This window comes from Vibrio sp. 10N.261.51.A3, from assembly GCF_041471965.1.
In the GTDB taxonomy this organism is placed as follows: Bacteria; Pseudomonadota; Gammaproteobacteria; order Enterobacterales; family Vibrionaceae; genus Vibrio; species Vibrio crassostreae_C.
In genome coordinates this window covers 1-11830 of sequence record NZ_JBFRPK010000024.1, presented here as the reverse complement: position 1 = coordinate 11830, position 11830 = coordinate 1, and the positions used below count along the sequence as shown (strand labels likewise).

Here is an 11830-nt window from a genome sequence, read left to right as displayed (position 1 = left end):
AGATTCAAATATTTATAAGGTCAAAATTATGAAAGCGTTACATTTTGGTGCAGGTAATATCGGTCGTGGTTTCATTGGTAAGCTTCTTTCTGATGCTGGTATGAAGGTTACGTTTGCTGACGTAAATGAAACGGTTGTAAATGCGTTAATTGAACGCCAAGAATACCCAGTTAAGATTGTTGGCGAAGAGTGTGTTGTCGAAGTTGTTAAGAACGTGACAGCAGTAAACTCAGCGACAAGCGCAGTAGTAGATTGCATTGCTGAGTCTGATCTTGTGACGACTGCAGTGGGCCCTACGGTTCTTAAAATCATCTCTAAGTCTATCGCTCAAGGCATTGAAAAGCGTGCAGCAGCAAACAACACTGCACCAATGAACATCATCGCGGCAGAGAACATGGTTCGCGGTACTAGCCAATTAAAAGCAGCCGTGTTAGAGCACCTTTCTGATGAAATGAAAGCGTTCACTGAAGAGCACATTGGCTTTGTTGATTCTGCGGTTGACCGTATTGTTCCACCGGCAGAAGCGGGCGAAACAGATCCTCTAGCGGTAACGGTTGAAACGTTCAGCGAGTGGATCGTAGATCAAACACAATTCAAAGGTGAGATTCCAAACATCCCAGGAATGGAATGCACTGATAACCTAATGGCTTTCGTTGAGCGTAAACTGTTCACGCTAAACACAGGTCACTTGGTAACGGCATACCTTGGTGTGCTTGCAGGTCATGAGACTATTAAAGACTCTATCGAAGATGACGTAATCCGCGCTGAAGTAACAGCGACGATGGAAGAGAGTGGTGCGGTTCTGATTAAGCGTTACGGCTTTGATCCAGAAGCACACGCTGCCTACATCCAAAAGATTCTAGGTCGTTTTGCTAACCCGTTCCTACGTGATGAAGTAGACCGCGTTGGTCGTCAGCCAATTCGTAAACTGAGCCCGCAAGACCGCCTAGTTAAGCCTCTAAACGGTACATTAGAGTACGGCCTACCAAATGCTCACCTAGTAAAAGCAATCGCTGCTGCGTTCCATTACAAGAACGAAGACGACCCTCAAGCGGTTGAACTTCAAGCAATGTTCGCAGAAAAAGGCTTTGCTGAGACATTAGCGCATTATTCTGAGCTGAATAGTGACTCAGAAGTTGTTAAACTAGCGGAAGAAGCTTATCTAGCATTGAAATGATAAACCATCAAAGTGCCACACCAGTGGCACTTTCTTATTGTCGAGCCGTTATGCCAATACAAACAAGCCATGAAACTGAATTACTCGAAGCCCTTTCGGAAGCTGAGAGTGCTGGCGCCTGCCTAATGGCTGCTTATGATGCATTGGACGACACGGTAGATGCCGTATTAAAAAACATCTTTAAGAAAGACGACACTGCAATTAAGTTCGTTGTCGAGCCACTTCTCAACAGTGGTGGGCCGTTAGGCGAGATCATGATTCGTGCTAAGTTGCTACTCGGACTTGGCGTGATCAGTAAAGAACTCTACGACGATCTAGAGGTTTTCGTTACCTTGAAAGAGTGGGCGAAAATACAGGGTGAAGACACCAGCTTTACAGAAGTTGATGTGATATTTGAGCTCAACAAGGTGCACGCGATTCAGCGTATTATGCCTATCGAATATGACGCGGAGATGGTGGAAACCATGTCTGGCCCAATGCTTGAAATGTTCTTGGGGCGACATAATCAAAAGGTGAAGTCGACGATCGTATTAGCTATCACTGACATTATCACTACCTTGTGCCGAGATAACGCGCTGAGCTCTTAGCTCTAGTTTGCAGCCCTGCTTATCTTGTTTCACACCCTACATATCTTGTAGTTGTTGGTTCGTTTCAATACAAAGATTAAAATGATGGCGGTTTCTCTCGTTGGAGAAATCGCTTTGTTGTTTTTGTGCTTCTAAAAAATATCCGAAATATCTTCCCATTAAATACAAAAGCAGCAGGCACAAAAAAAGCCACATTCAGTGGCTTTTTCTATTCAAGACGCTCTCTTTATAAAAACGCCCTGCTATTCAAGACTATAGGAATTATAGGTCTTGGATGTTCTCAGCTTCTAGCTCTTGGAAGTAGCGTAGAGTCTTAACTTTTAGCTCTTGTTGAGCTGGCTCATCAGCAACGATGATAGCTTTACGGTGCATCTGTAGAGCTGTAACAGTCCACATGTGGTTTACAGAACCTTCGATAGCCATTTGAAGCGCTTGAGCTTTATTGTGGCCTAGAGAAAGGATCATCACTTCTTCTGCATCTAGAAGAGTCGCAACACCGATAGTTAGTGCGTATTTAGGAACTTGGTTGATGTCGCCATCGAAGAAACGAGAGTTCGCGATACGAGTGTCTTCAGTCAACGTTTTGATACGAGTGCGTGAAGATAGAGAAGAACCTGGTTCGTTGAATGCGATGTGACCGTCGATGCCTACGCCGCCCATGAACAGGTTGATTTTGCCGTATGAACGGATTTTCTCTTCGTATGCTGCACAGTGAGCATTGATATCTTCAGCTTTGCCGTCTAGCAGGTTGATGTTTTCTGCTTGGATATCAACGTGGTTGAAGAAGTTCTCGTGCATGAATGTGCGGTAAGACTCTGGGTGGTTAGGGTCGATGCCAACGTACTCATCCATGTTGAATGTTACAACGTGCTTGAAGCTAACTTCGCCAGCTTTGTAAAGTTCAATTAGCTCAGCGTAAGTAGTTAGAGGTGTGCTACCAGTAGGAAGACCTAGTACAAATGGACGCTCAGCCGTTGGAGCGAACTTGTTGATTGAATCTGCGATATGACGAGCAGCCCATTTACCTACTTTAGCTTTGTTGCTTAATGGAATAAGTCTCATTGATTTTGCCCCTAGAAATAAAATTTTATAGTGTTCTGAAACATTAATTCGCATTATAAAATAAGTTATCCAGTTCCGCTATTGTTTTAGGTCAAGTTTTTGCTTTTTTCGTCGTAACTGTGACTGGAACTCTCAAAATTGCACGATTATTGTATGGATATTTGGTGGCGTTAAACAAGATTAATACGTTTGTCATATACAGCAATGTTGATCTAATTCAGAACCTGAAAGGGTTGGTGTGTTTTTATACCTTGATACGATTATTGCAATAATGGCATCGCTCGAACCATTGACGAATTTTGGTGCATTAACGTGTTTCGAGTATAAACAAGCGTTGAGCGTATAGTTGAAACTAGAAAAATAATGATGGCAATGGAGCGCTATCGTGATAAAAGACAGGGGCAGGATGAAGAACGATGAATCTCAGTGGGATGAATACCCATAAGATTGAACGAGAGCTGTGTTTTAGTCACGCTATCGCTATGAATTGTATATAAATATTGGTAAAAATGGATAGGTTGGCTAAACTTACCAATTACAAAGAAGATGTGTGTTTGAAGGCAAAAAAAAGCCCAAAGTGATGAGGTATCACTTTGAGCGATTTTACTAATCTTCTAACACTAACTCACTTTCGTATTCTTCCCTAGATACGTCGCCGCGTTTGCAGCCGTTTAGGGTGTGAAAGCGACGGCGTCCACGAGCCAGTTGAATGTACTTCAACCAAACACGCTCTAACTTGGACTTTGCCTTATGAGGGTGAGACAACACTTTAATGAAGTGTTTTTCTTCTGCATTGATTGGTGCTAGTTCACCAGTTTCAAGTGCAAGCATAGTGTCACCAAACAAGGTTAGGATTTCCTCTTCTGAAAGAGTAAAATCACCCGACTTAGCGAACCCTCTCGGGAATTTAATGGTGTCATAAAAACGTTTTTTTCCGTGTCGGAATTCGGTCTCAGACATATCAGCCTCAGTAATGTGGTTAGATAGAAATTAGTGTTTATTGCTCACGCGAAAATATTGTTAAAAGGCTAAAATAGGAAACAAAATGTTTTTGCCTTTACGATAAACAATCCTAGATCGGCTAGTTAGCAGATTTATTACAGAGATGTATTTGATGGATGTGAAAGTATTTAGAACCTTTCTTGAGGTTGCAAGGGTGCGCCATTTTGGGCGTGCAGCTGAAAACTTGTATTTAACACAAGCGGCGGTGAGTGCGCGGATCAAACAGCTTGAAGGCTATTTTGATACTCAGCTCTTCATTCGTGACCGCAATAACATCAAACTCACATCTTCCGGTGAACGTTTGATTGGTTATGCCGAAGTGATGGTGTCCACCCTACAACAAGCCAAATTTGAGCTGTCGTTAGAGAGTGGTAAAGCCTTGCAGTTAACGCTGGGCGGCACGCCGAATATTTGGGATGCGTATCTGCAAAACTGTTTAAGTGTGGTAACCGACTCTTTTGGTGGTTACGGCTTTATGGCAGAGGTGATGGGGCGCGAGCAACTGAACCGTAATTTGTTAGAACGAACCTTAGATATGGCTTTCGCGTTCGATCAGATCAAAGCAGAAGAGCTGAACTGTAAAAAAGTCGCTGACTTGGTTTTGGTGTTGGTATCAACGCAGCAAGATGATCTGGAATCTGTATTTCAACATAAGTATGTTTATGTGGATTGGGGAACGCGCTTTGGTTCTGAACACGCAGAACGTCACCCTAAAGTGCCAGCACCGTACCTACGTACCTCTACAGCCCGTATCGCCCTCGATTTCATTTTAGAGAAAGGCGGCAGTGCGTATCTTCCGGTGTCTCTAGTCGAACTTTTTATCGATTCGGGTCAGCTGCACAAGGTGAAAGGGGTTGAAGACTGGTATCTCCCAATTTATCTGAGCTACCGTAAAAGCAGTACCTCGGTTGATGCGATCATGCAGGTTGAGAAGTTGGTTAATGAGATTGACCCATCGACGGCTTACACATTGCAGCAAGCCGCTGAACAAGCACCGGAGTAACGGCATTCGCGGTAAGCAGTGGCTTTGCTGATTAGATTCAATAAAAAATGTCTCCCAACTAATTGTATAGTTGGGAGCCATTTTTGTTTTAAACCAGAAATGTACTTCTTTTCGGAACTAGAGATCGTTTCTAATTCCATAAATATCGTTTAGGCCTGGTATGTGTAGCCTTTATTAAAAGCCCTATAGGTTCATTAGATTCTCAATAGACTCTTCAAGAGAGTGTGACATGTACGAATGGATTTGATTGCCATCCGTTGCGTCAATCTCGATCATAGAAATCCCGTTGTCCGCTTTGTCTTCAAGAAAGCTTAGAGACTGCTCGACTGATTGACTGGTGAGAACCTGTTGATTTGATAAAACAATACGACATGTGTGTAGAACCATAGCCTTTTCCTTTTTATATTCGATAGGTCTCTGCATCTTGGCGTGCTAAGTACCGATCGTTGACGTTGTGAGAAGAATGTTCTCTCTAGGTTAAATTTAGTCGAATTGAATAAAATTAAAACCCTTTTTTGTGATTTATCTGACCTTCGCTTCCGAAAGTGGCTAGCGACAATGGTGGTTCACGGTAAACTTTTAGGTATCGGATCAAACGCTATGGTAAGTGGGAAGAGTACGGCATGTCGAAAAAGATCAATCACAACAGCAGCTTAACCAGTGAGCAGTGCCATTTGGCTCGATATGCGCGAGATGCTCGCTTTGATGGGATGTTTTTTACAGCGGTGAAAACGACAGGAATTTTTTGTCGCCCGATTTGCCCAGCAAGTCCGCCCAAAGAAGAAAACGTCGAATATTTTTCCCATCAAGCTCAAGCATTGAAAGCGGGGTATCGTCCTTGTTTACGTTGCCGACCAGACAGCGCGCCTTTTTCGCCGGCTTGGAAGGGCGTCGAAACCACTTTCTTGCGTGCGATGCAGCTGATTGATAATGGCGCACTGAATTCAGGATCTATCGTCGACCTGGCAACGCGGTTAGGTATTTCCGATCGTTACTTGCGAACCTTATTCGACAATTACATCGGTGTGTCACCCAAGCAATATAGCCTGTACAGCCAACTGATGTTCGCCAAGCAGTAGCAGCATGAGCATTACTGATGTCGGCTTTGCTAGTGGCTTCAATAGCACGCGCCGTTTTAATGATGCCTTCCAAAAAGAGCTGCAGCTTTCGCCAAGCAAAATTAGGCGGGCGAAGCCAAGTGACACTCTGAGTAATCATATTCAGCTTGGTTTTCATGGACCATTAGATTGGAACCACTTGTTGGGGTTTTATCGACGACGAATGATTGAGGGTTTAGAAGACGTTGGCGAAGATTATTATCAGCGCACGGTAAATGTGAACGGGTCAAAGGGTTGGTTCAAGGCGACGTTAGATAAAGAAAACCGCTTGGATATTGAATTTGAGTTGGACGATATAAGCCAATTAAGAAGCTTGATTGCGAATATCCGCCGTATGTTTGATCTTGATGTCGATATTGCCAAGGTTGAGACGTTCTTTACGACTATCGATCCTAACTTGGTGGCTAAGAGTGGTATCCGTATTCCTGGCGTGTGGAGTGCTTGGGAGGCAGGCGTGAGAGCGATTCTAGGACAGCAAGTTTCGGTAACCGCGGCGATTGGTCAGCTTAACTTATTGGTCAAAGAGCTTTCTGATGAACATGAGAAAGCCAGCTTCCCAACACCAAAACAGATAGCGGACGCTGATGTTAGCTTCTTGAGAATGCCGGGAAGCCGCAAAGAGACCCTAAAGCGTTTTGCCGAATACATGGTCGACAATGAAGCTGAGCATCCTTCTAAATGGATTGAGCTAAAAGGGATTGGACCTTGGACGATTCAATATGCACTGCTTCGCGGGTTAAGCGAACCTAATCATCTGTTGGTTGGTGACTTGGTGGTGAAGAAGTTCATTGAGCATCGCCCCGCCATCAATGCAGAGAGTGTTTCGCCTTGGGGAAGCTACGCAACGTTCCATTGTTGGAATCAATCTTAATCGGAATACTAAGTTAGGAGATATCATGGACAACCGATTTACTTATTATGAGAGCCCATTGGGAACTGTGACGTTACAGGCGAACGATGAAGGCTTGCTCGGCCTTTGGTTCGAGACACATACCACCAAGCCGGAACCGTTGGGTGTTCAAGATGATAGCTTTCCGATCTTTGCATTGGCTATCGAGCAGCTTAATCGCTATTTCTCGGGCGAAGCTATTCAGTTTTCTGTGCCGATTGCAGCCAAGGGCACGCCATTTCAGCAGTCGGTTTGGCAGGCGCTGACGACCATTCCTTATGGAGAGACTTGGAGCTATGCACAACTGGCCGATGCGATAGGCAATCCGAAAGCCGTTCGTGCTGTGGGTTTGGCGAATGGCAAAAATCCGGTTTCAGTGATTGTGCCGTGTCACCGTGTGATTGGTAAAAACGGCAAACTGACGGGTTATGCAGGTGGCGTAGAACGTAAACAGCACTTATTGGTGATAGAGGGAAGAGAGCAAGACTAGCAAGCGATTTAGCCATGAGCCTGTCGAGATGCTGGCTGAATATCTCGTACTACTTAATGGTGAAGGCGAGTGGTTCTTAAAATATGACTTTGCATTAAAATCAACGCTTTCTGGGAAATATCGATTTGGTTGCATATTCTTTGACTATGTTCTCTATGCAAGGATGCCCAAATGAATAGATTCCCCTTACTAATATCTGGCTGCAGCTCTGCATTATTGCTGACAGGTTGTTTAACTGATACCAGCCGACCTTTCGAGGTTCCACAGCTTGCTCTGTTCAAAGGTATGTATGAGAACGCAGATAATGACAGTTATCTACTTTTTGAATCCGGGCAAGTGACTTATCAAACAACGGATAATTCCGTGACTCGAACCTATCGTGTTGATGATGACTGATCACCATTGAATTCAATTCTGGAAGCAGCCGAACTGACTCTAGACTAGTGATGCGCATTCAACAGAAGGGCGAGATGCTAACTTGCAAACAATGTCCAGCGATACAATTGAGTAACGTCTGGACACTTGTAGATAAGCCTGTGAAAGACAGTTCGAACTAGAAAAGATCTCCGAATTAAAAAAGATCGCCATTAAGCCATAGGTGTGCAGCGATACTGACGGCATAGCCAATCATGATCACTGGCATCCATTTCAAGTGGCCAAAGAAGGTGTATTTGCCATGCGCCGCGCCCATTAACGCCACACCTGCCGCACTACCAATAGATAACAAGCTGCCGCCAACGCCTGCGGTTAAGGTGATCAGTAGCCAGTTACCCATCGACATTTGAGGTTCCATCGATAACACGGCAAACATCACCGGAATGTTATCGACAATCGCAGATAAGATCCCCACCATGATGTTGGCCCAAATTGGATCCCATTGGCTATACATCACGCCAGAGGCAAGCTCCAAGTATCCCAGTAGACTCAAGCCACCGACACACATTACCACGCCGTAGAAGAACAGCAGAGTGTCCCATTCGGCATGGGACACTCTTCGAAATACATCAAAGGGCACGACTGAACCGAGTCGCTTCAATGCCCCCCCATCATTGTTGGCAATCGCCACCGCTTTTTTCTTCGCCAGTGAATTTGGTAAGGTCTTACGCAAGAAATAACCAAAGAACTGTAGATACGCCAGCCCCATCATCATGCCCATTACTGGAGGGAAGTGGAGTACGGCATGGAAAGCAACCGCAGTGCCGATGGTCATGATGAACAACAACACGATGCGTCTTGCACCGCGTTTTAATTCAACGTGCTGATGCACCGTGTCGGGTTGGGTTGTGGGAACAAAGTAAGACATGATCATTGCAGGGACGAGGTAATTCATCACTGAAGGAATAAATAAGGGAATGAATTCACTGAAGCTCACATAACCAGCCTGCCACACCATCAACGTTGTGATGTCACCGAATGGGCTGAACGCGCCGCCAGCGTTAGCGGCTATCACGATATTCACACAGGCTAGGTTAACGAATTTAGGGTTAGATCCTGCGACTTTCAGAACCACGGCGCACATCAATAGAGCTGTGGTGAGGTTGTCGGCGATCGGTGAGATAAAGAAGGCCAGAATACCGGTTAGCCAGAACAGAGAGCGGAAATTAAAGCCTTTGCCCACCATCCACGCTTGCAGCGCATCAAACAGTCTTCTCTCTTCCATGGCGCTGATGTAGGTCATGGCGACGAGTAGGAAAAGTAACAGCTCAGCGTATTCCAGTAAGTTGTGTTCGAGTGCTTGCTTAGCGACTTCAACAAGGTTGTGTTCTTGGTAGATAAAACCAATGATTATCCAGATCAGTCCTGCTGCAAGTAACACTGGCTTAGATTTTCGGAGCTTTAGGTACTCTTCCATCATCACCACGATGTAGGCGACAACGAAAATGGTCAGGGATAGGTAGCCAGCGAATGAGTTGGTGAGCTTGAGTGGTTCTCCCAACTGAGAAGTGGCAGCACCTGCTACCGAAGAAAAGAGTAACAAAGAGAGAACAGCAGAAAGCTGGATACCTAACATGGATTACGCTCCGAAGTTAATAAGTTATTAACACGGGTAAAAGAGTAGACCTAAATAACCATGTGCAGTGTGATAGATATCTTAATAATTCAATAGATTATAATGAAAGGAATAGACTGTGATGTGAACGAAATACGGTCTTACATACTCAAAATTACTGTCTTCCACACTTAAGTTAAAGACTAAAGACTAAAGACCAAAGAAAAAGCCCTACCGGACTCAGTGCCGATAGAGCTTATTCGAAATTGCCAACATTATGCAGCATTGAGATCAAACGTCAGTGTTTGTTCTGCTGCACATACTTCAACAGGCCAGCCATAGGATTGGTATTCAAGCGCAAGTTTGTCCGCTACTACGCGAGATACTGTTGCAGTGATCCACATGCCTTTGCCCATTACTTGATATTTAAGCGTTCTCATTTCCATAGTCATCACCGTTCTCCTTCTATATTGGCTGCGCGAAGTCTATAGCACCTCTGAGGGCTGAAATTTCGAATTAAGCTCAAATTCTTTATAAAATGGCTCACTGTTTGCGCTTGGCTCAAAACTCAATCAACTAAGGGAAAACGGTTGCGTTCTGGAAGCAAAATCACTTTTTAAGTCTCTGTATTATAATCGAATTAAAATTGACCAGAAAAACAATGTAAGAGATCTCTTACAGCATTATCAGAGATCGCACTAGGTAAAAACTTCTCACTAGAAGCCAGACTTGTGTGGCGATTGTGTGCGTTTTTGGTTGCGCTGTTGAAGCAAGATTTTTTAGTTTTGTATGTGAAATATTCTAATTTATTTAGCGTATGGTCCTGCTTTTAAATCCAAATCACAGTTTTATATGTTGCTGTGCTTCTTTTATTTAAACCGATACGCTATTTGATTTTGGTCATTAACCTTTCGCTCATTAGTTTGCACTATCTATACGTGTTCTGTTCCACATAAACGAGATGTATAGAGGTCCTTATGACTAATCCAACCAAAACCGATCGTAAAGTCACGATCGGCAGCTATATCGCACTCGCGTTCGCGATGGTGTTCTTTTCAGGCTTAATGCAGTCCAATGAATGGTATGGAGTGTTCGATTTTACAACGCTCAACGGTTCATTCGGTAAGGTCGCTTACGATGTGAGTGAAACGGCCGATGGTATTCAAGCGGCAACGACGTCACTGCGTGGTAAAGGCGGTAGTGGTGCTCGCGACGGTTTCATTTTTGCTTTGACACTTATTCCGACCGTGATGTTTGCACTGGGTATGATCAACGTACTTGAGCACTACGGTGCACTGGATGCGGCTCGTAAACTACTGACACCTCTGCTTCGCCCTCTGATGGGTATTCCGGGTAACTCAGGCTTGGCACTGATCGCTTCTTTGCAAAGTACCGATGCTGGCGCAGCGATGACACGTCAGCTGAAAGACGAAGGACATCTGACTAAGCGTGAAACCGATGTGTTCACCATGTTCCAGTTTACGGCGGGTGCGGCGATCGTTAACTTTTTCTCTTCAGGTGCGGTGCTGTTCACTCTAACCGCGATGGACGGCTCTTTAGCGGTGACATCGTCAATTGGTTTGGCTGTCGCTGTGATGTTTATCTTTAAGTTTGTCGGCGCGAATCTGTTCCGTATTTACCTCAACATTACTGAAGGCAAAGAAGACAAACCAAAATCAGACAAAGAACAAAAACTGGAAGAGGAAGTAGCATAATGAGCGAAGTTAAAGCAAAGAAACCAATGGTTACTGATATTTTCGTTGAAGGTGCTAAGAAAGGCTGGGTTATTGCGACTACCTCTACGGTACCGAATGTTCTGATGGCGTTTGTGATCATCAAGGCATTGCAGATAACGGGTGCGCTGGATTTGATGGGCAGTGTATTTGCTCCAATTATGGCGGTATTTGGTTTACCTGGCGAAGCGGCAGCGGTATTGATCGGTGCGTGGATGTCGATGGGTGGCGCGGTGGGCGTGGTTATCACGCTGTTTGACCAAGGTATTCTGAACGGCAACCATATAGCTATCTTGGCGCCAGCTATCTACTTGATGGGCTCTCAGGTGCAATACATGGGCCGTATTATGGGACCAATTGGTACTGAAGGTCGCTACATCCCGGTGATGATCGCGATTTCGGTATTGAATGCGTTAGGTGCAATGTTCTTGATGAACATTATTTTGTAACGTGACTTTGAACGGTTAGCTGCGAACAGCTTTCAGACGTTACAAAAAAGCACACTTAACTTAAAGTTAGACTTAAAAGTTAGAAACCCCTTACACAACGAGGGCTAGAAGCCATTTATCTAACTTTTACATGTAGATCTAATTTTTCTGTAAGAGTTCAGGTGCTAAATGAAAAAATTAGATCACCAAAAATTGGTGGTCTCTACTATATTTTTATCTAACTTTATATGTACTGGTTCATACTCAGTCTGACAAAATCGTGGTTCGATTTCACCTGTTCACACAATCATACACTAACCACTAAACTCATTTTTGTCGAGTAGACGACAC

General features: G+C 44.3%; 11 protein-coding genes and 2 pseudogenes. 8 read left to right on the top strand and 5 right to left on the bottom strand.

The genetic code is table 11. The features are described 5' to 3' along the window. Window positions 1–28: 28 nt before the first annotated feature. A complete protein-coding gene (locus tag AB4371_RS06740; protein ID WP_009846102.1) occupies window positions 29–1177 on the top strand; it encodes a mannitol-1-phosphate 5-dehydrogenase in 1149 nt (382 codons plus the stop codon). 50 nt (window positions 1178–1227) lie between these two features. Continuing rightward, a complete protein-coding gene (locus tag AB4371_RS06735; protein ID WP_017065079.1) occupies window positions 1228–1764 on the top strand; it encodes an MltR family transcriptional regulator in 537 nt (178 codons plus the stop codon). Window positions 1765–2025: 261 nt separating this feature from the next. Here the strand turns inward: AB4371_RS06735 and nagB are convergent, their stop codons facing one another. Both nagB and AB4371_RS06725 read right to left on the bottom strand, forming a co-directional pair. Next, on the bottom strand, window positions 2026–2826 hold the full coding sequence (gene nagB / locus AB4371_RS06730; protein WP_017061516.1) for a glucosamine-6-phosphate deaminase: 801 nt from the start codon (window positions 2824–2826) through the stop codon (window positions 2026–2028). Window positions 2827–3432: 606 nt separating this feature from the next. Next, the gene (locus tag AB4371_RS06725; protein ID WP_017061517.1) at window positions 3433–3786 is read right to left on the bottom strand and encodes a DUF413 domain-containing protein; all 354 of its coding nucleotides are present in this window, start codon (window positions 3784–3786) and stop codon (window positions 3433–3435) included. Between the two features lie 154 nt (window positions 3787–3940). Here AB4371_RS06725 and AB4371_RS06720 point away from each other — a divergent pair, with 154 nt between their 5' ends. Continuing rightward, window positions 3941–4831 carry a LysR family transcriptional regulator gene (locus tag AB4371_RS06720; protein WP_372149290.1) on the top strand — a complete coding sequence of 297 codons (891 nt, stop codon included), beginning with the start codon at window positions 3941–3943 and terminating at the stop codon, window positions 4829–4831. Between the two features lie 183 nt (window positions 4832–5014). Here the strand turns inward: AB4371_RS06720 and AB4371_RS06715 are convergent, their stop codons facing one another. Further along, window positions 5015–5218 carry a hypothetical protein gene (locus tag AB4371_RS06715; protein WP_017061519.1) on the bottom strand — a complete coding sequence of 68 codons (204 nt, stop codon included), beginning with the start codon at window positions 5216–5218 and terminating at the stop codon, window positions 5015–5017. A 236-nt stretch (window positions 5219–5454) separates the two neighbouring features. On the opposite strand from AB4371_RS06715, the pseudogene AB4371_RS06710 reads away from it, so the two are divergent. The 3 genes and pseudogenes from AB4371_RS06710 (at window position 5455) to AB4371_RS06700 (ending at window position 7885) form a co-directional block, all read left to right on the top strand. Beyond that, window positions 5455–6820 (top strand): annotated as a pseudogene (locus AB4371_RS06710) (AlkA N-terminal domain-containing protein). Window positions 6821–6845: 25 nt separating this feature from the next. Further along, entirely contained in the window at window positions 6846–7328 is a 483-nt protein-coding gene (locus AB4371_RS06705) for a methylated-DNA--[protein]-cysteine S-methyltransferase (protein WP_017061521.1), read from the top strand. 171 nt (window positions 7329–7499) lie between these two features. Further along, window positions 7500–7885: pseudogene (locus AB4371_RS06700) on the top strand (hypothetical protein). A 14-nt stretch (window positions 7886–7899) separates the two neighbouring features. Here the strand turns inward: AB4371_RS06700 and nhaD are convergent. After that, on the bottom strand, window positions 7900–9339 hold the full coding sequence (gene nhaD / locus AB4371_RS06695) for a sodium:proton antiporter NhaD (protein ID WP_017061523.1): 1440 nt from the start codon (window positions 9337–9339) through the stop codon (window positions 7900–7902). A 254-nt stretch (window positions 9340–9593) separates the two neighbouring features. Then, complete coding sequence (locus AB4371_RS06690) at window positions 9594–9770, bottom strand: hypothetical protein (protein ID WP_017061524.1); 177 nt, start codon at window positions 9768–9770, stop codon at window positions 9594–9596. A gap of 525 nt (window positions 9771–10295) precedes the next feature. Here AB4371_RS06690 and AB4371_RS06685 point away from each other — a divergent pair. Both AB4371_RS06685 and AB4371_RS06680 read left to right on the top strand, forming a co-directional pair. Next, complete coding sequence (locus tag AB4371_RS06685) at window positions 10296–11033, top strand: nucleoside recognition domain-containing protein (protein ID WP_017061525.1); 738 nt, start codon at window positions 10296–10298, stop codon at window positions 11031–11033. After that, window positions 11033–11500: a YjiG family protein gene (locus AB4371_RS06680; protein ID WP_102393339.1), complete on the top strand. Its 468-nt coding sequence runs from the start codon at window positions 11033–11035 to the stop codon at window positions 11498–11500. Before AB4371_RS06685 ends, AB4371_RS06680 begins: the two co-directional genes overlap by 1 nt. Window positions 11501–11830 lie beyond the last annotated feature (330 nt).

Bases quoted from the DNA above. Each gene is read 5' to 3' on its own strand.
- AB4371_RS06740 (WP_009846102.1), top strand. From the start codon at position 29: ATGAAAGCGTTACATTTTGGTGCAGGTAATATCGGTCGTGGTTTCATT.
- AB4371_RS06735 (WP_017065079.1), top strand. From the start codon at position 1,228: ATGCCAATACAAACAAGCCATGAAACTGAATTACTCGAAGCCCTTTCG.
- nagB (WP_017061516.1), bottom strand. From the start codon at position 2,826: ATGAGACTTATTCCATTAAGCAACAAAGCTAAAGTAGGTAAATGGGCT.
- AB4371_RS06725 (WP_017061517.1), bottom strand. From the start codon at position 3,786: ATGTCTGAGACCGAATTCCGACACGGAAAAAAACGTTTTTATGACACC.
- AB4371_RS06720 (WP_372149290.1), top strand. From the start codon at position 3,941: ATGGATGTGAAAGTATTTAGAACCTTTCTTGAGGTTGCAAGGGTGCGC.
- AB4371_RS06715 (WP_017061519.1), bottom strand. From the start codon at position 5,218: ATGGTTCTACACACATGTCGTATTGTTTTATCAAATCAACAGGTTCTC.
- AB4371_RS06705 (WP_017061521.1), top strand. From the start codon at position 6,846: ATGGACAACCGATTTACTTATTATGAGAGCCCATTGGGAACTGTGACG.
- nhaD (WP_017061523.1), bottom strand. From the start codon at position 9,339: ATGTTAGGTATCCAGCTTTCTGCTGTTCTCTCTTTGTTACTCTTTTCT.
- AB4371_RS06690 (WP_017061524.1), bottom strand. From the start codon at position 9,770: ATGACTATGGAAATGAGAACGCTTAAATATCAAGTAATGGGCAAAGGC.
- AB4371_RS06685 (WP_017061525.1), top strand. From the start codon at position 10,296: ATGACTAATCCAACCAAAACCGATCGTAAAGTCACGATCGGCAGCTAT.
- AB4371_RS06680 (WP_102393339.1), top strand. From the start codon at position 11,033: ATGAGCGAAGTTAAAGCAAAGAAACCAATGGTTACTGATATTTTCGTT.